This is a genomic window from Tsukamurella paurometabola, from assembly GCF_900631615.1.
GTDB lineage: Bacteria > Actinomycetota > Actinomycetes > Mycobacteriales > Mycobacteriaceae > Tsukamurella > Tsukamurella paurometabola_A.
In genome coordinates this window covers 622,107-646,870 of the sequence record NZ_LR131273.1, presented here as the reverse complement: position 1 = coordinate 646,870, position 24,764 = coordinate 622,107, and the positions used below count along the sequence as shown (strand labels likewise).

18 protein-coding genes and 1 riboswitch are annotated in these 24,764 nt (G+C 71.4%); of the genes, 12 read left to right on the top strand and 6 right to left on the bottom strand.

Annotated elements, in window-relative coordinates:
- Positions 1-55: 55 nt before the first annotated feature.
- The gene (locus ELY19_RS03340) at positions 56-718 is read right to left on the bottom strand and encodes a TetR/AcrR family transcriptional regulator (protein WP_227967156.1); all 663 of its coding nucleotides are present in this window, start codon (positions 716-718) and stop codon (positions 56-58) included.
- 74 nt (positions 719-792) lie between these two features.
- Between ELY19_RS03340 and ELY19_RS03335 the strand changes: the two genes are divergently transcribed.
- Positions 793-1,923, top strand: a complete 1,131-nt coding sequence (locus ELY19_RS03335; protein WP_126194937.1) for an FAD-dependent oxidoreductase — start codon at positions 793-795, stop codon at positions 1,921-1,923.
- Positions 1,924-1,940: 17 nt separating this feature from the next.
- Here ELY19_RS03335 and ELY19_RS03330 read toward each other — a convergent pair whose 3' ends face one another.
- Entirely contained in the window at positions 1,941-2,225 is a 285-nt protein-coding gene (locus tag ELY19_RS03330; RefSeq protein ID WP_126194936.1) for a chorismate mutase, read from the bottom strand.
- A 42-nt stretch (positions 2,226-2,267) separates the two neighbouring features.
- Between ELY19_RS03330 and ELY19_RS03325 the strand changes: the two genes are divergently transcribed.
- From ELY19_RS03325 to pcrA, 4 genes are all read left to right on the top strand, one after another.
- Positions 2,268-4,091, top strand: a complete 1,824-nt coding sequence (locus ELY19_RS03325) for a hypothetical protein (RefSeq protein ID WP_126194935.1) — start codon at positions 2,268-2,270, stop codon at positions 4,089-4,091.
- A gap of 197 nt (positions 4,092-4,288) precedes the next feature.
- The gene (locus tag ELY19_RS23600) at positions 4,289-6,073 is read left to right on the top strand and encodes a hypothetical protein (RefSeq protein ID WP_197715976.1); all 1,785 of its coding nucleotides are present in this window, start codon (positions 4,289-4,291) and stop codon (positions 6,071-6,073) included.
- Between the two features lie 275 nt (positions 6,074-6,348).
- Complete coding sequence (locus ELY19_RS03315) at positions 6,349-8,130, top strand: hypothetical protein (RefSeq protein ID WP_126194934.1); 1,782 nt, start codon at positions 6,349-6,351, stop codon at positions 8,128-8,130.
- A gap of 172 nt (positions 8,131-8,302) precedes the next feature.
- The gene (gene pcrA / locus ELY19_RS03310) at positions 8,303-10,735 is read left to right on the top strand and encodes a DNA helicase PcrA (RefSeq protein ID WP_126194933.1); all 2,433 of its coding nucleotides are present in this window, start codon (positions 8,303-8,305) and stop codon (positions 10,733-10,735) included.
- Positions 10,736-10,823: 88 nt separating this feature from the next.
- Here the strand turns inward: pcrA and ELY19_RS03305 are convergent, their stop codons facing one another.
- The 4 genes from ELY19_RS03305 to ELY19_RS03290 all read right to left on the bottom strand — a co-directional run bounded on the left by ELY19_RS03305 (position 10,824) and on the right by ELY19_RS03290 (position 15,828).
- Complete coding sequence (locus ELY19_RS03305) at positions 10,824-11,831, bottom strand: M23 family metallopeptidase (protein ID WP_126194932.1); 1,008 nt, start codon at positions 11,829-11,831, stop codon at positions 10,824-10,826.
- Between the two features lie 195 nt (positions 11,832-12,026).
- Entirely contained in the window at positions 12,027-13,325 is a 1,299-nt protein-coding gene (locus ELY19_RS03300; protein WP_126194931.1) for an ABC transporter ATP-binding protein, read from the bottom strand.
- 32 nt (positions 13,326-13,357) lie between these two features.
- Positions 13,358-15,112: an ABC transporter permease gene (locus ELY19_RS03295; protein WP_227967148.1), complete on the bottom strand. Its 1,755-nt coding sequence runs from the start codon at positions 15,110-15,112 to the stop codon at positions 13,358-13,360.
- The gene (locus ELY19_RS03290; protein WP_126194930.1) at positions 15,109-15,828 is read right to left on the bottom strand and encodes an MgtC/SapB family protein; all 720 of its coding nucleotides are present in this window, start codon (positions 15,826-15,828) and stop codon (positions 15,109-15,111) included. Before ELY19_RS03290 ends, ELY19_RS03295 begins: the two co-directional genes overlap by 4 nt.
- Positions 15,829-16,098: 270 nt before the next feature.
- Positions 16,099-16,267: riboswitch (M-box (ykoK) riboswitch) on the bottom strand.
- 59 nt (positions 16,268-16,326) lie between these two features.
- On the opposite strand from ELY19_RS03290, the gene ELY19_RS03285 reads away from it, so the two are divergent.
- The 7 genes from ELY19_RS03285 (at position 16,327) to ELY19_RS03255 (ending at position 24,762) form a co-directional block, all read left to right on the top strand.
- The gene (locus tag ELY19_RS03285) at positions 16,327-16,941 is read left to right on the top strand and encodes a TetR/AcrR family transcriptional regulator (protein ID WP_126194929.1); all 615 of its coding nucleotides are present in this window, start codon (positions 16,327-16,329) and stop codon (positions 16,939-16,941) included.
- A 162-nt stretch (positions 16,942-17,103) separates the two neighbouring features.
- Positions 17,104-18,636: an acyl-CoA carboxylase subunit beta gene (locus ELY19_RS03280; protein ID WP_126194928.1), complete on the top strand. Its 1,533-nt coding sequence runs from the start codon at positions 17,104-17,106 to the stop codon at positions 18,634-18,636.
- 8 nt (positions 18,637-18,644) lie between these two features.
- A complete protein-coding gene (locus ELY19_RS03275) occupies positions 18,645-20,612 on the top strand; it encodes an acetyl/propionyl/methylcrotonyl-CoA carboxylase subunit alpha (RefSeq protein WP_126194927.1) in 1,968 nt (655 codons plus the stop codon).
- A gap of 1 nt (position 20,613) precedes the next feature.
- Positions 20,614-21,762 carry an acyl-CoA dehydrogenase family protein gene (locus tag ELY19_RS03270; RefSeq protein WP_126194926.1) on the top strand — a complete coding sequence of 383 codons (1,149 nt, stop codon included), beginning with the start codon at positions 20,614-20,616 and terminating at the stop codon, positions 21,760-21,762.
- Positions 21,759-22,271: a MaoC family dehydratase gene (locus tag ELY19_RS03265; RefSeq protein WP_126194925.1), complete on the top strand. Its 513-nt coding sequence runs from the start codon at positions 21,759-21,761 to the stop codon at positions 22,269-22,271. Before ELY19_RS03270 ends, ELY19_RS03265 begins: the two co-directional genes overlap by 4 nt.
- A complete protein-coding gene (locus ELY19_RS03260; RefSeq protein WP_126194924.1) occupies positions 22,272-23,114 on the top strand; it encodes an HpcH/HpaI aldolase/citrate lyase family protein in 843 nt (280 codons plus the stop codon). It abuts the gene before it with no gap.
- 22 nt (positions 23,115-23,136) lie between these two features.
- Positions 23,137-24,762, top strand: a complete 1,626-nt coding sequence (locus ELY19_RS03255; protein ID WP_126194923.1) for an AMP-binding protein — start codon at positions 23,137-23,139, stop codon at positions 24,760-24,762.
- Positions 24,763-24,764 lie beyond the last annotated feature (2 nt).

Below are 24,764 nucleotides of genomic sequence, written 5' to 3'. Positions count from 1 at the left end.
TCGATGGCACCGTGAACGTGATCCTTGACGGATCGCAGTGGGTGTGGTGCAGCCGCTACAGGGCGTCGATGCCCGCCAGCAGCAGGTCGAGTCCCGCCAGGAACTGGGCGCGGTCGTCGTGGCCCGCAATGGTGGCGGCGATGCGGCGCAGATACGGGAACTCGTCGGGGTCGAGCTGTTCGATGCGGGAGGCGACGCCGCCCAGCAACTCCGCGCGGCTGGGCCCGCTGCGCGCGAGATCCGAGCGGGCGTTCGCGGCGTTCTGCGCGGCGGAGCCGAGCACGTAGCCGACCACGGCGGTGGCCGCGTCGAACAGCGCCGCCTCCGGCGTGCCCATCGCCAGCACCGCGCCGCCGATCCGCTCGCTCAGCAGCAGGTTCGCCGGCCGGCCCGGGTCGGCCATCACCTGCGCGGCCAGCCACGGGTGTGCGTCGATCGCGTCGAACAGGGCCAGCGCCAGCGCGCGGATCGTCTCCCGGGGGTCGGCGCCGCCCGGGGGCGCGGCGAGGATCGGCCGCAGCACCGCGTCGGTCGCGGCGGCGAGGAGCTCGTCCTTCCCGGCGACGTGGTGGTAGATCGCGCCGCTGCCGGTGTTCAGGGCGCCTCCGAGTGCGCGGAAGGTCAGCGCGTCGGGGCCGCTCGCGTCGAGCAGGCCGATCGCGGCCTCCACGATGCGCTCGCGGGAGAGGGCGTCGGTGCGGCGGCTGCGGGGTGGCACGCGTCCATCTTGACACAATTGGAACATTGTTCCAAACTCGGTTGGAACGATGTTCCAACCGAAAGGGGAGTGCCATGCGGACACCCATCACGATCATTGGCGCCGGGCTCGGCGGCCTCGCCCTGGCCCGCGTCCTGCACGTCCACGGCATCGACGCCGTGATCTACGAGGCCGAGCCGACGCCCATGTCGCGCACCCAGGGCGGCCAGCTCGACATCCACGAGGCGGACGGCCAGGCGGCGCTCGAGGCCGCCGGCCTCACCGCTGGGTTCCGCGCCCTGATCCACGAGGGCGGCGAGGCCACCCGGGCGCTCGACCGCGACGGCACCGTCCTGCTCGACCTGCCCGACGACGGCGACGGCGGCCGGCCCGAGGTGCTCCGCGGCGACCTGCGCCGCCTCCTCCTCGACTCCCTCCCGGCGGGCACGATCCGCTGGGGCGCCAAGGTGACGGCGGTGCGCGCGCTCGGCGGCGGGCGGCACGAGGTGACGTTCGCCGACGGGACCACCGTCCCGACCGGCCTGCTGATCGGGGCCGACGGTGCCTGGTCCAGGGTGCGCGCTCTGGTGACGGAGGAGGCACCGTCGTACTACGGCACCACCTACGTCGAGACCTACCTGCACGACGTCCGGCGCCGGCACCCCGGCATCGCCGAGCTGGTCGGGGAGGGTGCGATGTTCGCCCTCGCGCCCGGCCGCGGGATCAGCACCCACGCCGAGGCCGGCGACATCGTGCACACCTACGCCCAACTGCACGTCGCCGAGGACTGGGCCGACGGGATCGACTGGGCGGATCCGGCGGCGGCCGATCGCGTGATCGCCGAGTACCCGGGCTGGTCGGAGGACCTGCTCCGGCTCATCGCCGAATCGGATACGCCGCTCGTGCCGCGGCGGCTCTACACGCTTCCCGTCGGGCTGCGCTGGGACCACGTCCCGGGCGTCACGCTGGTCGGCGACGCGGCGCACGTCAGCCCACCCGCCGGCGAGGGCGCCAACATCGCGCTGTTCGACGGTGCCGAGCTGGCCCGGCACCTCGTCGAGAACCCCGGCGATCCCGAGGCGGCGCTCGCCGCCTACGAGAGTGAGATGTTCGACCGCGCCGCGGAGTCCGCGGCCGCCGCGGACGCGATGGCGACCCTGCTACTGGGCGACGCCGCGCCCGGCGCCCTCGTCGACTTCTTCACGGGGATCCCGGCCCGCGCCTGACCGCGGACCGTCGGGCGCTACCGGCCGAGCGGGCCCCGCCCCAGGCGGAGCAGCAGCATCGCGAGGGTGTGGCCCTCCCGGCCCAGCTCGGAGAACCGCTCGAGCACCTTCATCTCCCGCGAGTGCACCAGCCGCGTACCGCCCGACGCCATGCGCGTGCGGCCGATGATCTGCGAGACCTCGCTGCGGCGCTTGACCGCGGCCAGGATCTCCGCGTCGAGTCGGTCGATCTCCTCGCGCAGGGCCTGGATCTCCTCGTCGGCGAGCGGCGTCTCGGCGCCGGTGTCGTCCGGTGTGCTCATGGCTCAAGTTTTCCACAGCCGTGGGATCTACCATCGAGCACCGTGCTCCGTTGGCCCCGACTCCCCGCACCGCGGCGACAGCTGTGGATCGGCGCGGCGGTCCTCATCGTGCTGCAGCTCGCGGTCCGCGGGTACGTGCTGGCGCGCGGGAACTTCTACTGGGACGACGTGGCCTTCATCGGCCGGGCGGCGCGCCCGCTCACCGACCTCGGCGGGTGGTTCGTCGACTACGACGGGCACTTCATGCCCGGCACGCTGTTCGCGGCCGCCGCGATCACCAAGGTCGCGCCGCTGAGCTGGCCCGCGGCCGCCGCGTCGATCCTGCTGCTGCAGCTGGTGGCCTCACTGCTCTCGTTGCGCGCACTCGTGATCGTCGCGGGCCGGCGCCCCGGGGTGCTGATCCCCTTCGTCTTCCTGCTGTTCACGCCGCTCACGCTCACCGCGACGGCCTGGTGGGCGTCGGCGCTCAACGCGCTGCCGCTGCAGATCGGGCTCGCGGTGGTCGTGGCCGAGACGATCCGGTACCTGCGGGGGAGTCGGAGGTCCGGCGCGTACGCCGTCGCGGCGCTCCTGGTCTCCCTGCTCTTCTTCGAGAAGGCGCTGGTCATTCCCTTCGTCGCGTTCGCGGCGGCAGGCCTGCTGCCGTACGTGCGCGGTCACCGCCGGCCCGTGCGGACCGTGCTGCGCCGCGGCCGGTGGCTGTGGGCGGCGTTCGCGCTGGTCGTCGTGGCGTGGGTGGTGCTGTGGCTGTCGGTCACCGCGTCGCGGCCGGGCACGCACACCGTCGGGTTCACGGCGCGGGTGCTGTGGCGGTCGGTGAACGCGGTGCTCGCACCCGCCGCGGTGGGCGGGCCGTGGACGTGGCGACGCGAGAACCCGGGCCCGCCGCTCGTGGTCACCGACGTGACGATCACCGTCGTGGGGCTGGTCGCGATCGTCGCGATCCTCGCGGTCACGTGGTGGCGCGCCCCGCGGGGGCTCGCGGTCTGGGGCGCGGCCGCGGTGTACTTCCTCGGCGCCTCGTCGACCGTCTTCTTCCTGCGCAGCTCGGAGTACACGTCGGCGCTGCTGCCGCTCTCCCTGCGCTACTTCGCGGACTTCGCGTGGGTGCTCACGCTGGCCGCGGCGATCGTTCTGCGGTGTGACACCGGCGGATTCCGGGGCCACGGGGCCGGATTCGGCCTCGTGAGGTCGAGAGTCGCCGGATTCACGAGCGGCCGGCGGTTCTGGGCGGCCGTCGTGATCGCCTTCGCGGTGAGCGGCACCCTGTCCGCGGTCCGCTTCGCGCCCCTGTGGCACGACAACCCGACCGGTCCCTACCTGCAGAACCTCCGCGCCGGATCGGCCGCCTACGCCGACCGCGAGGTGCTCGACCAGGAGGTGTACGGCGACGTCCTGGCCCGGCTCGCCGGCCCGAACAACCGGCTGTCGCGGATCCTGGCCACGCAACCCACGCACCCGCGGTTCGCCGAGTACGCGCGGGAGGCCACCGTCGTGGACCAGCAGGGGCGCTTCCAGCCCGGGCGGGTCACACGCGTCCGCAGCCTGCCGCTCGGTCCGTTCCCCTGCGGCACCCGGGTCGACGACGGTGCGCCGGTGACGCTCGCGTACGAGGGGCCGCTCGCCTTCTGGGACTGGGTGGTCGAGCTCAACTACCTCGCCTCGTCCGACGGGGTGGTGGTGCTGCAGCAGCAGCGCGGCGCGACGCCGGTGCGGGTGCCCGTCCGTCGAGGAGCGCACACCGTCTACGCCCGTGTCACGGGGACCGGCGACGGTCTCGTCGCGCGCGCGGAGACACCGGGCCTGGTCGCCTGCGTGGGGAGTGGGCCGATCGGCCTGCTGGTGCCCGCGTCGGCCGCCCGCTGACCGACGGACCATGTCCTGACGAGCGCAACCTCTGACCAGCAATTAACCCCCACTGTGGATCAACTGTTGCGACACATCAACGTCTGATGTCGCAAAGTTTCCAAAATTCGGACGTATATCCACGGTGTGGGTTGTATGGTGCGCTGGTCCGAATCTGCTGTGATCGGACTCACTCCAGCCGAAGGGTGCTGCCTGACATGCAAGCCGTCGTCCGTCGATCCGTCCCGCGCCGCTACGCCGGCGCCTCCCTCGCCATGGTCACCGCCGCGGCGATCGCCGTCGCGCCCGTGACCGCCTCCGTCGGCGCGGTCACCGCGCCGGCCTCCACCGTTCTCGTGAACCCCGCGAAGCTGGTGAATCTGCAGACGCAGGTCGCCGGTTCCGTCGCGAACCTCCTGCCCGGCGCCGCCGGCCCGGCCGCCGCCGCGGCCGCGCCGACCTGGGGCTGGGGCGACGTCACCTTCCTCGCGGAGACGCTGCAGGAGGCCTTCAAGCAGGTCCAGGCCAGCCTCGCCGGAACGGGTGAGGGCGGTGGCGGGCTCCCGAACGCGTTCGAGCAGGCGCTCGCGTCGATCAAGGCCGGCAGCGTCGCCGGCGCCTACCGGCCGATCGGCAGCGCCATCGAGGCCGCGGCCCTCATCGGCCTGATGTCGGTGCTCTTCCCGATCGCGGACCAGTTCAACCCGAAGCTCGGCGCCCTGGGCAAGGGGCTCGAAGCCGCCTTTCCGCACCTGATCCCGCTCGGCCAGTCCGCGTTCGCGCTCGCGCTCCGCCTGCCCTACGAGGTGCTCGCCGCGGGTGAGGGCATCGCCAAGGCCGTCCTCTCGGGCGACGTCACCAAGATCGGCGCCGCCGTCTCGACCGGCGTCGCCGGCATCGGCAAGTTCCTCGAGGCCAACATCACGAACGCGTCGACGGGGCTCATCCCCAACCTGGTCAAGGCCGGTTCCGCGGTGCTGGGCGAGCTGATCCCCAAGCTGCCCGCCTCCGCCCAGGCCGACGCCATGGCTGCCCGCGCCGCCGTCGCCTCCGCCCCGGCGCTGGGGATGCCGGACTTCGCGACGCTGTTCGAGGCATGGAAGGCGGGCTTCGAGATGTTCGCCGCGAGCGTCAAGGGCGATGAGTGGACGCCCGGCGTACTGAAGACGATCACCGACGCGTTCGGCAAGCTCGGCAAGGGCGACCCGGCCGGTGCGATCGGCGACGTCACCGACAAGGCCAAGGCGCTGTCGATCATCGTCCTGCTGGGCGGCGTCATGCCGATCACCGATCTGGTGAACCCCTACCTCGGCCCGATCGGCGTCGGCCTCACGAACTCCCAGGCGGACTTCATCGGGCTCGGGAACTCCGCGCTGGCGGTGCTCTTCGACACCCCGGGCAAGGTGGTCGCGATCGGCCAGAACCTGGTGACCGCGCTGCTCTCCGGCGATCCCGCCAAGGCGCTCACCGGGCTCGCGGCGGACGTCGGCGCACTGACCACGTTCCTCAACGACCGCCTGTTCGTCGCCAAGGACAATCCCTTCGACAACGCGGTCTTCCCGGGGCTGGCGAACATCGGCAAGAACATCCTCGACGCGTTCAAGCCCGCCGCGGAGTCTCCGACGTCCACCGACTCCGTCGCGAGCACCGCCGCGCCCGCGACGACCGCCGTCGCCGTCGAGGCGTCGACCCCGTCCGTCGGCACTCCGTCCGTCGGCGCTCCGACGGGCGGCACGGTCGCCGAGGATGACGCCGCCGCGCCGACCGCGCCGACCGCGCCGACTGCGCCTGCGGAGCCGACGACGCCTGCGGAGCCGACGACCCCGGCGGAGCCGACGACCCCGGCGGAGCCGACGACCCCGGCCGAGCCGACCGTCGAGGCCCCGACGGGGGTCGAGGCGGGTGCGCCGTCGGGTGCGACTGACGGCGCGTCGGAGGGCGGCGCTTCGGAGGGCGGCGCGGATGACGCCGCGACGGGCGCGGAGGCCGACCCCGACGTCTGATCCCGGGTGCGACCCGGTGCGACACCGCTCCCCGGCGCCGACGCGTGGAACTACCGGCCACGACTTCCCCCGCCGGGGAGCGGTCCCGTACCCGGGGCAAAAAATGTGGCGCTGACCAGGCGTGTTCAGAAACGTGCAGACCGCATTGAGACAGATTGACGTGTGGTGTCGCAAAGCTTCTTCGAAAGCGGTCCGATAATCCACGACGTGGGCGTATGTTCCGTTCGTCCGGTTCGTGTGTGATCCGGCTCACTCCAGTTGAAGGGTGTTTCTCCATGCTCGCAGCAGATCCTCGGTCCTCCCACCGTCGTTACGCCGCACCCGCCGTCGCCCTGGCCGCGGCGGCGGCCGTCGCGGTCGCGCCCGTCGCCACGTCGATGGGCGCGGTGACGGCACCGTCGCTCCCGCCGATCGTCCAGGACCTCGGCGGCGCCGCCAGTGCCGTCGCGAACTGGGCCACGGCGATGGGCCTGAAGTTCGTCACGGACCCGGTCACCGGCCTGACGAAGCTGGTGCAGGACCAACTCGGCAACGCCGCCACGATCGCGGGCGCCGCCGGCGACGCCGGCAAGGCCTTCTTCGAATACCTCGAGGACAACCTGCTGGTGAACCTGGAGAAGATCCAGGCCGATCTCGCCGCGGGCAAGGTGGGCGACGCGTGGACGACCTTCGTCACGACGATCACCGGCTCGATCCTCACGCCCGCGATCAGCCTGCTTCCGGTGATGGACGCGATCGGCGGCCAGCTCGGGCCGATCGGCGACGGTCTGACGGCCGCGCTGGGGCCGCTCCTGGGTCTCGCGCTCGGTCCGCTCCAGGCGGGCGTCGAGGTGCCGGCGCTCCTCGCCGACGGCGTCACCGCCGCGCTGAAGGCGCTCGGCACCGGCGGCCCAGCCGCGGCGCTGACGTCCCTGTTCGGCACGGCGTCCGTCGTGAACGAGAAGGTCATCGGCGCGCTGTTCGGCGAGTACGGCGCGATCCCCAGCCTGATCAACCTGCTCCCGACGGTCCTCGGCGGGATCGCCGGATCCGACTGGGCGAACGCGGGGCCGTTCACCCTGCCGACGGGCAATGAGGTCACCTTCGCGTCCGCGTCGGCGTCCACGCTCGCGGCGTCGCCGACCGCACTGCCCGACTTCGGCGCGATCGGCGGGATCTGGACGGATACGCTGACCCGGATCGCGACCAACCTCGCCGGACCCGACGGCGTACAGCGGATCCTCAGCACCCTGCTCAGTGGCGTGCCGAGCGGGAACTGGTCGCAGTCCTACGAGGTCATCCACGGCATCCTCGCCGCTCCGCTGCTCGAGCTCGGCGGCGCCGTGCTCCAGACCGGAGACAAGCTCAACCCGTTCCTGGGCCCGCTGGGCAAGGGCCTCGACGGTGCCGCGGAGCCGCTGCTGTACCTGACGCTCGGGCTCTACAACGCGACGCGGATGGTGCCGTCGGCCGCGCTCACCGGTGTCGAGAACGCGGTGAAGGCGCTCGCTACCGGCGATCCGATCGCCGCGATCAACGCCGCGGTGGCGGGCCTGGGCGCCACGCTGACCGAGGGCAACAACGCGCTGTTCTCGGACAACCCGTTCACCATCGGCCTGCTGCCGGGCCTGCTCGGTGTCGGGACCGGCTTCCTCGACGGGCTCACCGGCAAGACCGCGGACGCGGGTGTCGCCACGGCCCGTGCGGACGCTCCGGCGAAGGCCGCGGTCGAGACCTCCGTCGTCGACACCACCGACGACGCGGTGTCCGAACCGTCGACGGGCGGCGCTTCGCAGCCCTCGACCCCGACGGTGCCCGACGCGCAGGCTCCGGCGGCCGGCACACCGACCACCGAGGCGCCCGCGGAGACCCCGGTGGAGACTCCCGCCGAGTCCCCGACGACGGACTCCCCAGTGACGGAGGCTCCGGCAACGGACACCCCGGCGGAGGACGCGTCGGAGGAATCCGCCGCATCCGAGGAATCCGCGGGCGCCGACGCCACCGCTGGTGCGGACGTGCCGGTCACCGAGGAGTCGGCAGGTGCCGACAGCGACGAGGCCGCTCCCACCGCCGCTTGACGCCGACATCTTTCGAAGCGTTCTGCGAGGATCCTGCGCCGGAATCTCGCAGAACGCTTCGATTGTTCGCACCCACCTGCGCCCACGCGCTTCCGCGGCTGTTCCCGATCGTCCCGCGGCCCGCGCGCGGCGGGCGAAACTTGTCGGCCTCCCCGGCTAGGCTGGACGGGAGATGAGTAACCCAGCACCGCAGCAGTCCGGACTCCGCCAGCGTCAGCCCTTCTCCCGCACGAAAGCGCAGGCGGAGCGGAAGGAACGCGGTCAGGAACTGCTCGACGGGCTCAACCCGCAGCAGCGGGCGGCGGTGCTGCACGAGGGCTCGCCGCTGCTCATCGTCGCGGGCGCGGGATCGGGCAAGACGGCGGTGCTCACGCGCCGCATCGCCTACCTGCTGGCGGCGCGCAACACGCATCCGGGGCAGATCCTCGCGATCACCTTCACCAACAAGGCCGCCGCGGAGATGCGGGAGCGCGTCACCGGTCTCGTCGGCAACCGCGCGAAGATCATGTGGGTCTCCACGTTCCACTCCACCTGCGTGCGCATCCTCCGCGCCCAGGCCGGCCTGCTGCCGGGGATGAACTCCAACTTCTCCATCTACGACGCGGACGATTCCCGCCGCCTGCTCACCATGATCGTCAAGGAGATGGGGCTGGACGCGAAGAAGTTCGCGCCGCGGGCGCTCGCCACCCACATCAGCAACCTGAAGAACGAGCTGATCGACCCGGAGCAGGCGTCGGCGGACGCGGCGAAGACGGGGGAGCCGTTCGCGGCCACCGTCGCCGAGGTGTACGGCACCTACCAGTCCCGGCTGCGCGGCGCGAACGCCTTCGACTTCGACGACCTGATCGGGGAGACGGTGGCGCTGCTGCAGTCGCACCCCAACGTGGCGCAGTACTACCGCCGCCGCTTCCGGCACGTGATGGTCGACGAGTACCAGGACACCAACCACGCGCAGTACGTGCTGGTCCGCGAGCTCGTGGGCCTGGAGACCGACGCGGACGGGGTCGAGCCCAGCGAGCTGTGCGTGGTGGGCGACGCCGACCAGTCGATCTACGCCTTCCGCGGCGCGACGATCCGCAACATCGAGGAGTTCGAGCGCGACTTCCCGAACGCGGAGACCATCCTGCTGGAGCAGAACTACCGCTCCACCCAGACCATCCTCTCCGCGGCCAACGCGGTCATCGCCCGCAACGCCGGGCGTCGCGAGAAGAAGCTCTGGACCGACCAGGGCGACGGTGACCTCATCACCGGCTACGTCGCCGACAACGAACACGACGAGGCGAGTTTCGTGGTCTCGGAGATCGACGCGCTGGCCGACAAGGGCGTCAAGTACAGCGACGTCGCGGTCTTCTACCGCACCAACACCGCCGCGCGCGTGCTGGAGGAGGTCTTCATCCGGCACGGCGTGCCCTACAAGGTGGTCGGCGGCGTCCGCTTCTACGAGCGCAAGGAGGTGCGCGACCTCGTCGCCTACCTGCGCGCCATCGACAATCCGAACGACACCGTCAGCCTGCAGCGCATCGTCAACACGCCGCGCCGCGGCATCGGCGACCGGGCGCAGGCCTGCCTCACGGTGCACGCCGAGAACCGTGGCGGCACGTTCGCCAGCGCCATCGAGGACGCGGTCGACGGCACCGTCGCCATGCTGAATCCCCGCTCGCGCAACGCGATCGCCTCGTTCGCCGGCCTCATGGCGGACCTGCGCCGCATCGCCGCGGACGAGGATCAGGACTTGGGCGACCTGCTGGAGGCCGTCGTCGAGAAGACGGGCTACCGGGCCGAGCTGGAGGGCTCGTCGGATCCGCAGGACGGCGCGCGCCTCGAGAACATCGAGGAGCTGATCAGCGTCGCTCGCGAGTTCTCCGCGCAGGACTTCACCGATGTCGTCGTCGACGAGGGGGCGCCGGAGCCCGGATCGCTCGCGGCGTTCCTGGAGCGGGTCTCACTGGTCGCGGACGCCGATCAGGTGCCGGACAGCGACGCCGGCGTCGTCACCATGATGACCCTGCACACCGCGAAGGGCCTCGAGTTCCCGGTGGTCTTCGTGACCGGCTGGGAGGACGGGCAGTTCCCGCACATGCGTGCGCTGGGCGACGAGTCCGAGCTCGCGGAGGAGCGCCGCCTCGCCTACGTGGGCATCACCCGCGCCCGCGAGCGACTGTACGTCTCCCGTGCGATGGTCCGCTCCACGTGGGGCGATCCGATGCAGAACCCCGAGTCGCGCTTCCTCACGGAGATCCCGCAGCACCTCATCGACTGGCGCCGTCTCGAGCCCAAGCGCAGCCAGTTCGGGGGCTCGCGGGGTGTGTTCGGGCAGGACCGCCAGTCCTGGGGCGGGCAGAACGGGGGCGGCCAGTACGGCGGTCGGGGCCGGTCCTCGGGTTCCGACGGTGGCTGGACGCCCAAGCGTGCGCCCAAGCCGACGCGGCGCGCGAACAAGCTCACGCTCGCCGTGGGCGACCGGGTGTCGCACGACTCGTTCGGGCTGGGCACCGTCACCGCCGTGACGGGCGCGGGGCCGATGGAGCGCGCGACGTTCGACTTCGGCTCGTCGGGCACCGTCACCCTGATGACCTTCGGCGGCCTGCCGATGGAGAAGCTGTAGCGGCGGCCGCTCCGGCCGGGCGAAGCCCCCCGACGACGCGAAAGGCGCCCCGGGTGCTCCGGGGCGCCTTGTCAGCGTTTCTGGGGTCCTAGACGCGGATGCCGCGCTCGGCGAGCCAGGCCTGCGGGTCCATCTTGGCGCCGCCGGGGCTGTGCACCTCGAAGTGCAGGTGCGGGCCGGTGGAGTAGCCGTTGTTGCCGACCCAGCTGATGAGGTCACCGGCCTTCACGGTCTGGCCGGCCCGGACGTTGACGTTGTACATGTGGCCGTAGACCAGCACGGTGCCGTCGGAGAGGCGGATCTTGATCCAGATGCCGAAGCCCGAGGCGGGGCCGGCGTCGGTGACCACGCCGTCGGCGGCCGCGAACAGCGGGGTGCCGAGCGGGGCGGCCAGGTCGAGGCCGCCGTGCATGGCGCCCCAGCGGGTGCCGAAGTTCGAGGTGAGGGTGGCGCCGTTCACGGGGGCGGTCACCTTCGGGCGCATCGAGTCGATGATGCGCTTGTCGTCGGCGTCCTTGCGGGCCTTGCCACCGGCGAGACCGGCGGCGAACTGCTCGGAGTCCTGCGCGGCGGGCAGGGGCGCCTGGCGGCCGGCGTTCGCCTCGGGGCCCGCGGGCGGGGTGATCGGCTGCTGCGAGGTCGACGGGGTGTCGCTGCCCGTGGCGTTGACCACGGCGGCACCGGCGACGCTGGCGCCCGCGGCGAGGGCGAGCAGCGCGGCGCGGCCCTTGAGGGCGTGCGGCGCGGTGGGGACGCGGTGCTTGCCGCCCTTGCGGACGGGCGTCGGGATGAGTTCGGGGGCCGCCTCCGGCGCGCCGAGGAGCGCGGTGTCCTCGAGCTCGTCGAGCTCGGGCGCGTCCAGCTCCGTGTCCCCGGTGAACAGCACCTCGGGGATCATGAGGTCCTGCGTGACCTCGGAGCTGGAGGGGCGGTAGACCAGCGCGGTGTCGTCCGGCGTGTCGGACCAGTTCTCGGAATAGGCCTCTTCGAGGCGGGTCTCGAGCTCATCCAGGGGGATGATCGCGGTGATCGACTCATCATCGAGGACCTGCGTGCCGCCTTGCCAGCGCACGTGGCTCTCGCGACTCCGTGTCATATCTCGCCTACTCCAACCGTAAAACCGCACTTCGGACCACGTGGTGATCCGACGATGTCCTCATCGTGACCGCTTCGTGATCCGCGTCCCGCCGACGATAACGAAATGATTGCGACGAGACAACCTCTAGGGGAGCGGTTCGGGGGAATGTGCGATTGGTCACAATGAGATCACAAACTCTCAGATGACGATGCATCATCGCTGGTCCAGGCGGATCCGGCCACCGTCGGCGTCGTAGTCGTAGAGCTCGCCGTACCGCCCCCAGTCGACGGCCAGCCGCAACTGGCGCGCCGCATCGTCGGGACCGAACCCGCGACGCAGCAGATCCAGGAAGAAGCCGCTGCGCAGCGCACCGTCGGGTGCCGTGCGCAGGGCCCGGAGGACGGTCCGCACCAGTGGGGCACGCGCGGCCGCCTGCCGGGCGAACACCTCTTTCGCCTCGGTGAGCGGGACGCCGACGAAGGTGGCGCCGCGCTCGGTGAGGACGATGTCGTTGCCGGCCACCTCCACGAAGTCGAGCATCGCTGCCGCGTCGACGAGCGGCATGATGTCGTCGAGCTCGAAGTTCAGGTCCGCCGCGAGGTCGGGCAGGTCCGCCTGCTCGCCGTGCGCCGCGACCAGCTCCAGGAGGCCGGCGATGCCGTCCACGGTCGCGTCCGGCAGCGGGCGGCTCACGGGCGTCGCCTCGACGGGGTCCGGCTCGTGCTCGATCTCGGCCGCGCGGCCGGTCAGTGCGCCGTACAGCTCGTCGACGATGGCCTCGAACTCCGGCGCGGTGCGCGTGCGCGGGCGCGGCAGGTCGATCCGGGTCTCGTGGACGACGCGGCCGGGCTTGGAGCCGAGCACCACGACCCGGTCGGCGAGTAGTACCGCCTCCTCGATGTTGTGGGTGACGATGCAGACGCTGCGGGTCGGGAAGCCCTCGCGGCCCCACAGCTCCACCAGCTCGCCGCGCAGGTTCTCGGCGGTGAGCACGTCCAGGGCGGAGAACGGCTCGTCCATGAGCAGGAGGTCGGGTTCGAGCACGAGCGCGCGGGCGAAGCCGACCCGTTGCCGCATACCGCCCGACAGCTCGCGCGGATACGCCGACTCGAAGCCGTCGAGGCCGATGGTGTCGATCGCCTCGAGGGCGCGGGTCCGGCGCTCGGCGCGCGGCACGCCGCGGGCGGTCAGGCCCAGCTCGACGTTGTCCTGAACGGTCAGCCAGGGCATGAGGGCGAAGGACTGGAAGACCATCGCGGCGGCGGGGTTGGGCCCGGACAGCGGCGCACCGTCGGATTCGACGGTGCCGGACGTCGCGGGGATCAGGCCGGCCATGATGCGCAGCAGGGTGGACTTGCCCGATCCGGAGCGGCCGAGCAGGGCGACGATCTCGCCCGGCTCGACGGTGAGGTCGATGCCGTCGAGCACGGTGAGGGTATCGCCGTGGGCGCCCTCGAAGCTCTTGGTGAGCCCCTGCAGCCGGATCAGCGGGGTGGCGAGCGTGGTGGTCATGGAACTGCTCCTAGTAATAAGGGGTCGGCCGGCTAGAGCGAGTAGCGGCGTTCGGCCGTGCGGTAGAGGCGGCGCCACAGGGCGGCGTTGGTGCCCACGACGAACAGGCACATCACGACGATCCCGAGGAGGAGGTGCGGGCCGTGCTCGGGCCCGGTGGCGGCTGTGGCCTGTGCGATGTAGTCGCCGAGCCCGTACGCGTGGTGCGTCGTCCCGTCGTACGAGACGACCTCCGCGACGATCGACGCGTTCCAGGCACCGCCGGCGGCGGTGATCCCGCCGGTCACGTACCCGGCGAAGACGCCGGGCAGGAGGACGTAGCGCCATTTCAGCAGCCGGGGCAGCCGCATGTCGTCGGCCGCCTCCAGCAGGTCGCCGGGGATGGCGCTGGCCGCGGCGATCACGTTGAACAGGATGTACCACTGCGTGCCGAGCGCCATGAGGACGACGCCGCCCAGGTCGAGCGGGATGTTCCACGCCACGAGGACCGCGGTGACCAGCGGGAACAGGAAGTTGGCGGGGAAGCTCGCGCACACCTGCACGACGGGCTGCAGGGCCCGGGTCAGGCGCGGGCTGCGGCCGACGATCACGCCGATCGGCACCCACACGACGGTGGCGAACACCATCACCACCGCGACCCGCGCCATCGTGGCGAGGCCCAGCAGGAGCACGTGCCCGACCTCGGCGGGGCCGGCGTCGCGCAGGATCACCTCCAGCGCCCGCCACAGCCCGTACGCCAGGACGGCCAGCACGACGGTGCCGAACGCGATGTCGCCGAGGCGGGCGCGGCGCGGGTCGGCCGGCGCGGCGTGCCCGGTGCGGCCGAGCGCGCCGAAGACCCGGTCCAGTCGCGTCACCACCGGCGCGGCGGCGCGGCGCACCCCGTCGGCGACGTGCGAGCGGCGCAGGAGCGTCAGCACGGCCGAGCGCGGGATGCGGCCGGTCGCGGAGTCCTCGAGCCGGAACCGCTCGGCCCAGGCGGTCAGTGGGCTCCAGAACAGGAGGTTCACCCCGACGATGACCACGATCATCGCCGCGATCGCCCACCCGACGCGGGCGAGGTCACCGTCGGCCGAGGCGGTGGCGACGTAGGCGCCGATGCCGGGTAGGGCGTACTCGTCGCCCGCCACCGAGACGGCCTCCGACGCGGTGAGGAAGAACCAACCGCCGCCGAAGCTCATCATCGCGTTCCAGACCAGCGGGATCATGCCGCTGGGCACGTCGAGCCGCCAGAACCGCTGCCACCGTGAGAGTCCCAGGTCGCGGGCGGCCTCGCCGAGTTCGCGCGGCTGGCTGATGAGGCTCTGGTAGAAGGCGAAGGTCATGTTCCACGCCTGCGAGGTGAAGATGGCGAACACGGCCGCGCACTCGAGGCCCAGTGCGGACCCCGGGAACAGCGCGAGGAAGACGGTCACCGTCACCGACAGGAACCCGAGGATCGGCACGGACTGCAGCACGTCGAGCAGTGGTAGCAGCACCGCGCGCGCCCGCCGCGACCGCGCCGCGAGCAGCGCGTAGCCGAAGGTGAAGACGATCGACGCGGCGAGCGCGAGGAACATGCGCAGTAGGGAGCGCAGCGCGTAGTAGGGCAGGTTCGACGGGTCGGTGTCGACGCGGGTGCTGCTGTGCGCCAGGTCGATCGGCGCGCCCATGCCCTGGCCCACGCGGATCGTCAGCCAGATCAGGGCAGCCGCGCCCGCGAGCACCAGCACGTCGGCGGCGATCGAGCGGCGGCCTGCGCGTTCGGTCCGCCGGCGGCCGAGCAGGGGAGCGAAGAGGGAGCTCACAGGTCCGCCTCCTCACGCTCGGGCAGCGCGTCCCAGCGCACCGCCGTGACCGATGGCTCCATGCTGAGCTGGCTGATCGCGGTCTCGAGGGCGCGGTCGTCGCGACCGTCGGCGGCGAGCGTGGCCCGTACCTCGACGCGGCCGTCCTCGGTGTCCACGCTGCTGATGGACTGCAGGTGGAAGACGGTGCGGCTCAGGGCCTGCACGAGCATCACCCGCACGTGCGCCTCGTTCTCGTCGCGCGTCACGGCGACGAACTCGTAGCGGCTCGGCGCCTCCTTGCCGGTGTCGGGTGCGCGGTCGACGGCGTGCCCGACCGAGCGCAGTGCCGTGTTGACCCCGATCACCACGGCGGTGCCGATCGCGGCGGGGACGTACATCCCCGAGCCGGACAGGGCGCCGACCGCGGCGGAGCACCACAGAGTGGCGGCGGTGTTCAGGCCGCGGACGGTGAGGCCGTCGCGCAGGATCACGCCGCCGCCGAGGAAGCCGATCCCGGAGACGATCTGCGCCGCGACGCGAGTGGGATCGCCGCCGGCGAAACCGTAGGCGGACAGGACGACGAAGAGCGCGGAGCCCACCGAGACCAGTGCGTTGGTGCGCAGGCCGGCCATGCGGGCGCGGTACTGGCGCTCGAGTCCGATCAGGGTGCCGAAGCCGACACCGGCCGCGATGCGCAGCAGGATGTCGAGCAGGTCGATGTTCGTGGCGTGCATGGTGATTCCCCTCGTCCGGGCACGCGCTACCGCGCCGCTGCCCGAGGGGCGCGGCGGAGCAGGGTGTGGCAGGTGTCAGTGGAACGGAGGCAGCGCGGCGCGGCCGACGGCGCACCGTCGGCGGGGCGGGCCTCCGGCCCGGATCATGGTGCGCTCAGCGGCTTCCCACGGTGATGCGGGAAGCGCCGAGCGATCGACTACGACTGTCGTCGGGCATTGCATCACCTCCACGGGTCGACGGTTCCGCGCGCCGGAGGGAGGGTGACGAAGCGCGCCCCTCCACGTCAGACCTTCAGCACTTCGCGGCGTGAACCCGTGAACGGGAGCCAATCGGGGAGCACCCTTAAGCCGGATGCGCCTGTCCTGACCCGGGGCGTCTCTCGACGTTCGGGGTCGCTGGCCTGTTTCCGCGAAGGAGCCTCAGCGAACGATTGGCGCCTTGCGCAACAAGCATGACACGGGGTCGTGAGCGGGGCAAGCCGAGTAGTGTGGCCCGCCATGGAGGTACCGACGACCCGCCGGAGCGGCGCGGCAGGGGCCGAGGCGGGGACGGCGCGCGAGCGCGCCAAGGCGGCCCGCCGCCGCGAACTACTCGCCGCCGCGGCGGCGCTGATGGCCGAGCGCGGTTTCGCCGGCGTGCGCCTCGAGGACATCGGCGCGGCCGCGGGCGTCTCCGGTCCCGCCATGTACCGCCACTTCGCGGGTAAACAGGACGTGCTCGCCGCGCTCCTGGTGGAGATCTCCGAGTACCTGTACGACGGTGGCCGCCGGGTCGCGGAGGAGCGCGCCGGCGACCCGCGGCAGGCGCTGCGCGATCTCGTCGACTTCCACGTGGACTTCGCCGCGTCGGAGCCGGACCTGATCCGCGTGCAGTACCGCGACATGTGGTCGCTCGCGCCGGAATCGGCGCGCCGCGTACGGCGCCTGCAGCGGCAGTACGTGGAGATCTGGACCGATGCGCTCACCGCGCTCGGCGGCGATCCGGTGGACAACCGCGCCGTGGTGCACGCCGTCTTCGGCCTGATCAACGCCGCTCCGAGCCTGCCGGCGCTGCCGCAGCCGCGGCTCCGCGCACTGCTGCGCGACAAGGCCCTCGCGGCCCTCGGCGTCTGACTTTCCGCCCCACCGGCCCCACCCGATTGAACACCGTTTCGGATTTTCCGACCTGCGGTTTTCCTGTCCGTAACGGTGTTCAATCGACGTGGGGTAGACAGGTGGCGCGCGTCACAGCTACTCTGGGATTCAGTTAATGGTGAATAACCCAAAGGAGCGGGCGTGACATTCCGCGAGGAACACGAGGCGAACGTCGCCGAGCTGCGGGAGCGGCTCGACAGGGTGGCGCAGGGCGGCGGTGAGCGCGCACGCGCCCGCCACGAGGGCCGCGGAAAGCTGCTGGTCCGCGAGCGGATCCGCAGGCTGCTGGACACCGGCAGCCCGTTCCTCGAGGTGGCGCCGCTCGCCGCCGAGGACATGTACGACGGCAAGGCCCCCGCCGCGGGTGCCGTCGCCGGCATCGGCACGGTGTCCGGCCGCCAGGTGATGATCGTCGCCAACGACGCGACCGTCTCGGGCGGCACGTACTACCCGATCACCGTCAAGAAGCACCTGCGCGCGCAGGAGATCGCGATGCAGAACCGGCTGCCCTGCGTCTACCTCGTGGACTCGGGCGGCGCCATGCTGCTCAATCAGGACGAGGTCTTCCCCGACCGGGAGCACTTCGGCCGCATCTTCTACAACCAGGCGAACATGAGTGCCGCCGGCATCCCGCAGATCGCGGCGGTGCTCGGCAGCTCCACCGCCGGCGGTGCCTACGTGCCCGCCATGAGCGACGAGACGGTCATCGTCCGGGACCAGGGCACCATCTTCCTCGCCGGCCCGCCGCTGGTGAAGGCCGCGACGGGCGAGGACGTCACGGCCGAGGACCTCGGCGGCGGCCTCATGCACTCCACCAAGTCCGGCGTCACCGACCACCTCGTCGACTCCGACGACGAGGCGCTGGAGAAGGTCCGGCAGATCATCGGCCGCCTCGGCCCGGTCGGCGAGGTGCAGTGGGACGTGCGTCCGGCGCTGCCCCCGGCGCGCCCGCAGACGGATCTGTACGACGTGGTGCCGACCGATCCGAAGATCGGCTACGACGTGCGCAAGGTCATCGAGATCATCGCCGACGGCGGCGAGTTCGACGAGTTCAAGGAGCTCTTCGGCACCACGCTGGTCACCGCGTTCGCGCGGATCCACGGCCATCCGGTGGGCATCATCGGCAACAACGGCGTGCTGTTCGCCGAGGCCGCGCAGAAGGGCGCCCACTTCATCGAGCTGTGCGACAAGCGCCGCATCCCGCTGTTGTTCCTGCAGAACATCACCGGGTTCATGGTGGGCCGCCAGTACGAGGAGGGCGGCATCGCCAAGCACGGCGCCAAGATGGTGACCGCCGTGGCGTGCGCCCGCGTCCCGAAGTTCACCGTGATCGTGGGCGGCTCCTTCGGCGCCGGCAACTACTCCATGTGCGGCCGCGCCTACTCGCCGCGGTTCCTGTGGATGTGGCCCAACGCGCGGATCTCGGTGATGGGCGGCCCGCAGGCGGCCGACACCCTCGCCTCCGTCCGCCGCGATCAGGAGGGCGTGGAGGAGTTCAAGCAGGGCGTGCGCGACCAGTTCGAGCGGCAGTCGCAGGCGTACTACTCCACGGCCCGGCTGTGGGACGACGGCGTGATCGATCCCGCCGACACCCGCACCGTCCTCGGCCTCGCGCTGGACGCGGCGTCCCGTACGCCGCTGCCCGAGGTCTCCTACGGCGTCTTCCGGATGTGATGAGAGATATGAGCAAGATCGAGAAGGTCCTGATCGCGAACCGCGGCGAGATCGCCTGCCGCGTCATCGATACCCTGCGCACCCTGGGCATCGCCAGCGTCGCGGTGTACTCCGATGCGGACGCGGACGCCCGGCACGTGAAGCTCGCCGATGAGGCCGTGCGCCTCGGCCCGGCGGCCGCGACCGAGAGCTACCTGCGCATCGACAAGGTCGTCGAGGCGGCCCGCGCCACCGGCGCCGACGCGGTGCACCCCGGCTACGGCTTCCTCTCCGAGAACGCGGCGTTCGCCCGGGCACTCTCGGAGGCGGGGATCGAATTCCTCGGCCCGCCCGTCGAATCCATCGAGACGATGGGCGACAAGATCACGGCGCGTGCCGCGGTCGTCGAGCGCGACGTGCCCGTGGTCCCCGGCATCAGCCGCCCGGGCCTCACGGACGCCGACCTCATCGACGCGGCCGAGGGCATCGGTTTCCCCGTGCTCATCAAGCCCAGCGCGGGCGGCGGCGGCAAGGGCATGCACCGGGTGGAGAACCCGGCGGACCTGCCCGCCGCGGTCGCGGCCGCGCGCCGGGAGGCCGCCGCCGCGTTCGGCGACGACACGCTGTTCATGGAGCACTTCGTGGACACCCCGCGCCACATCGAGGTGCAGGTGCTCGCCGACAAGCACGGCAACGTGATCCACCTCGGGGAGCGCGAGTGCTCGCTGCAGCGCCGCCACCAGAAGGTGATCGAGGAGGCGCCGTCGGCGCTGCTCGACGAGGCCACCCGCGCCGAGATCGGCCGCGCCGCCTGCGACGCCGCGCGCTCCGTCGGGTACACCGGCGTCGGCACCGTCGAGTTCATCGTCTCGGCCCGCCGCCCCGATCAGTTCTTCTTCATGGAGATGAACACCCGCCTGCAGGTCGAGCACCCGGTTACCGAGCTGGTGACCGGCGTCGACCTGGTGGAGCAGCAGATCCGCGTCGCCAACGGCGAGAAGCTGGCGCTGACCCAGGACGACATCGTGCTCACCGGTCACGCCGTCGAAGCCCGCGTCTACGCGGAGGACCCGGCGGCCGGCTTCCTGCCCACCGGTGGCACCGTCACGGCCCTGCGGTACCCCCGCAGCGATCGCCGCGGCCCCGTCCGCGTCGACACCGGCATCGAGGCGGGCAGCGTGGTCGGTAGCGATTACGACCCGATGCTCGCCAAGGTGATCGTGCACGCCGACGACCGCGAGCAGGCCCTGCGGCGCCTCGACGAGGCCCTCGCCGGCACCCAGCTCACCGGCCTGCGCACCAACGTCGACTTCTGCCGGTTCGTCCTCGCGGACGCCGGCGTCGTCTCCGGCACGCTCGACACCGAGCTGCTGGATCGCCTGGCGCCCACCTACACCCGCCCCGAGCCGACGGTCCGCGCGTACGCCGCCGCCGCGGTCACCGCGGTCGCCGCGGCCCGTGGCGAGGGGGCCTGGGGCACCGAGACCGGGTGGCGCATCGGGGGCGCGCAGCCCACCGTCGTGCGCTTCGACGGTGTCGACGCGTCCGTCCTGGGCGACGCGGTGACGGTGCGCAGCACCGGCGACGAGCCCCGCCTGGACTGGTCGGGAACGGCCCGGATCGTCGGCGAGCGCCTGGTGGTGGACGGCTTCTCCACGCCCGTCACCGTCGCACTCGATCGCGGAACCTACTGGGTCAGTGGGGAGGACGGCACGTACGAGCTGCCGCTGGCGAGGTCCACGTCGAAGGACCGCGACGGCGCCCACGGCGGCGAGGTCGTGAGCCCCATGCCGGGCGCCGTGGTCGCGGTGCCGGTCGAGGACGGCCAGGCGGTGACCAAGGGCGAGACCCTGGTGATCATCGAGGCGATGAAGATGGAGCAGCCGCTGACGGCGCCGCACGACGGTGTGGTGTCGATCGCGGTGCGCGCAGGAGACAAGGTGACCGCGGCCCAGGTGCTCGCGACCGTCACGGCTACCGAAACGGAAGAGAACTGACATGGAACTGACCCAGGACTACGCCGACCTGCGGGACACGGTGCGCGACTTCGCCAACCAGGTGGTCGCGCCCGTCTCGGCCAAGCACGACGAGGAGCACTCCTTCCCGTACGAGGTCGTGAAGCAGATGGGGCAGATGGGCCTGTTCGGCCTGCCCTTCCCCGAGGAGTACGGCGGCATGGGCGGCGACTACTTCGCCCTCGCCCTCGCACTGGAGGAGCTCGGCCGCGTCGACCAGTCGGTCGCGATGACGGTGGAGGCCGGCGTCGGCCTCGGCGCCATGCCGATCTACAAGTTCGGCACCGAGGAGCAGAAGCAGAAGTACCTGCCGTCGCTCGCCGCGGGCGAGAACCTGGCCGGCTTCGGCCTCACCGAGCCGGGCTGCGGCTCGGACGCCTCCGGCACCCAGACCACCGCCAAGCTCGACGGCGACGAGTGGGTCATCAACGGCTCCAAGCAGTTCATCACCAACTCGGGCACCGACATCACCAGCCTGGTGACCGTGACCGCGGTGACCGGCACCAAGCCCGACGGCCGCAAGCAGATCTCGACCATCATCGTGCCCAGCGGCACGCCCGGGTTCACCGTGGAGCCCGCGTACAACAAGGTCGGCTGGAACGCCTCCGATACGCACCCGCTGAGCTTCTCCGACGTGCGCGTCCCGAAGGAGAACCTCCTCGGCGAGGAGGGCCGCGGCTACGCCAACTTCCTCTCCATCCTCGATGAGGGCCGCATCGCCATCGCCGCCGTCGCGACCGGCGCCGCGCAGGGCTGCGTCGACGAGTCGGTGAAGTACGCCAAGGAGCGCAACGCCTTCGGCAAGCCGATCGGCGAGTTCCAGTCGATCGCCTTCGCCATCGCCCGGATGGAGGCGCGGGCGCACACCTCGCGCGTCGCCTACTACGAGGCGGCCCGGCTGATGCTCGCCGGGAAGCCCTTCAAGAAGGAGGCCGCCATCGCCAAGATGATCTCCTCCGAGGCGGCGATGGACAACGCGCGCATGGCCACCCAGATCCACGGCGGCTACGGCTTCATGAACGAGTACCCCGTCGCGCGGCACTACCGCGATTCGAAGATCCTCGAGATCGGCGAGGGCACCACCGAGGTCCAGCTCATGCTGATCGCGCGCTCGCTGGGGCTGCAGGCATGAGCGAGCAGGAGCCCGTGCGGCGGGTCACTCAGCGCGGCCTGTGGTTCGACGAGTTCGAGGACGGCGTGCTGTACGAGCACCGGCCCGGCGTCACCGTCACCGAGGCGGACAACATGCTGTTCACCAAGCTGACCATGAACACCCAGGCACTGCACCTCGACGCTCACTGGTCCGCGCAGCAGCCGGGCTTCGGCGGCCAGCGGCTGGTGAACTCGATGTACACGCTCTCCACGCTGGTGGGCCTGTCCGTCGCGCAGCTCACCCAGGGGACCCTGGTCGCGAACCTGGGCTTCTCCGAGATCGCCTTCCCCGCGCCGGTCTTCGCCGGCGACACCCTGTACGCGGAGACGTTGTGCACGGGCAAGCGGGAGTCGAAGTCGCGGCCCGGCGAGGGCATCGTCAACCTGCGGCACGTCGCGCGGAACCAGGACGGCGCCGTGGTCGCCGTGGCCGAGCGGTCGACGCTGGTGCGGAAGGCTCCGGCGGATTCGGCGGGGGAGGGCGCGTAGATGTTCCACCACGACGACCTGAGCGCTCCCGCGTGGCGGCCACCCGGCCCCGCGATCCTGTTCTGCCCGGCGGATCGGCCCGAGCGGTACGCCAAGGCGGCCGAGCGCGCCGACGCGGTGATCCTCGACCTCGAAGACGCGGTGACCGCCGACGCGCGGCCCGCGGCGCGTGAGGCCCTGATCGACAACGACCTCGACCCGGCGACGACGATCGTGCGGGTGAACGCCTTCGGCACCTACGACTTCGCCGAAGACATCGAGGCGCTGCGCCGCACGGCCTATCGTGTGGTCATGCTCGCCAAGACCGAGTCGGCGCACCAGCTGGACCGGCTGGCGCAGGTCGACGGGTTGCAGGTGATCGCGCTCATCGAGACGCCCCTGGGCGCCGTGAACGTGAACGAGATCGCCGCCCACCCGCGGTGCATCGGCCTCATGTGGGGCGCGGAGGACCTGGTGGCCGCGATGGGCGGGCGGTCCAGCCGCTTCGCGGATCAGACGTACCGCGACGTCCCCCGGTACGTCCGCTCGGCGACCCGGCTCGCGGCGGCCGCGCACGGCAGGTTCGCGCTCGACGCGGTGCACATCGACATCGCCGACACCGAGGGGCTCGCCGCCGAGGCGGAGGACGCCGTGGCGCTCGGCTTCGCCGCCACCGTCTGCATCCATCCCTCGCAGGCGGCGGTGATCCGTGCCGCCTATCGGCCCACGGACGACGAGATCGCCTGGGCCCGCGAGGTGCTCGAGGCGGAGGCCGGCAACAACGGCGTCTACCAGGTGCGGGGTCAGATGATCGACGCGCCGCTGCTCGCCCAGGCCCGCGCGATCGTCGCCCGGGCCGACTGAAGAGATCAGTAGGAGTGAAGAGATGACCACCCCGTCCTACGACCGCGGCGAGGCCGAGCCCGCGCTGCTCACCGCCACGATCGGCGCCCAGCTCGAGATGACGGCCGATCGGTTCGGCGAGCGCACCGCGCTCGTCGACGTGCCGTCGGGCCGGCGCTGGACCTACGACGAGCTGCTCGCGGACTCCCGCGCTTTCGCGGCCGGGCTGCTGCGCAACGGAATCCGGCGCGGCGATCGCGTGGGCGTGTGGGCGCCCAACACGCCGGAGTGGGTCATCGTGCAGTTCGGCACGGCGCTGGCCGGCGTCATCCTGGTCAACCTCAATCCCGCGTACCGGCAGCGCGAGCTGGAGTACGCCCTGAACCAATCGGGCATCGTGGCCGTGTACTCGATGACCAGCTTCAAGACCTCCGAGTACGCGGCGATGCTGGAGGCCGCCCGGCCCGAGGCGCCCGCGCTGCGTGACGTGGTCACCTTCGGCTCGCCCGCCTGGGAGGCGTACCTGGCGGCACCGTCGGACAACGAGCTCGACGCCCTCGCGGACCTCGGTGACGAGCTGCGCGCCGACGACCCGATCAACATCCAGTACACCTCGGGCACCACGGGATTCCCCAAGGGCGCCACGCTGACCCACGGCAACATCCTCAACAACGGCTTCCTCGTGGGCGAGCTGCTGAACTACACCGAGCAGGACTCGATCTGCATCCCGGTGCCCTTCTACCACTGCTTCGGCATGGTGATGGGCAACCTCGCCGCCATCACCCACGGCGCCGCCATGGTGATCCCCGGCCCGGCGTTCCTGCCCGCGGACGCGCTGGCCGCCGTCGCCGCCGAGAAGTGCACCAGCCTCTACGGCGTGCCCACGATGTTCATCGCCGAGCTCGCCCTCGCGGATTTCGACTCCTACGACCTCTCCAGCCTGCGCACCGGCATCATGGCCGGCTCACCGTGCCCGGAGGAGGTCATGCGCAAGGTGGTCGACCGGATGGGTATGAGCGAGGTCTCCATCTGCTACGGCATGACGGAGACCTCGCCCGTGTCCACGCAGACCCGCGTCGACGACGCCCTGGAGCTGCGCGTCGGCACCGTCGGCCGGGTGGGACCGCACCTGGAGATCCAGGTGATCGACCCGATCGACGGCACCGTGATGCCCCGCGGCGAGGTCGGGGAGCTCTGCACCCGTGGTTACTCCGTGATGAAGGGCTACTGGAACAACGAGGAGAAGACCGCCGAGGCCATCGACGCGGACGGCTGGATGCACACCGGTGACCTCGCGACCATGGACGAGAACGGCTACGTGCGCATCACGGGCCGCATCAAGGACATGGTGATCCGCGGCGGCGAGAACATCTACCCGCGCGAGATCGAGGAGTTCCTCTACACCCACCCGGACATCCTGGACGCACAGGTGATCGGCGTGCCCGACGAGAAGTACGGCGAGGAACTGATGGCCTGGATCCAGCTCCGCGAGGGGGTGGAGTCCTTCACCGTGGACGACCTGAAGGCGTTCGCGGAGGGGAAGATCGCGCGACACAAGATCCCGCGGTACGTGCACGTGGTATCGGCCTTCCCTATGACGGTATCGGGAAAGATCCGCAAGGTGCAGATGCGAGAAGAGTCCGTGACGCTGCTCGGTCTGGAAGGGTGACG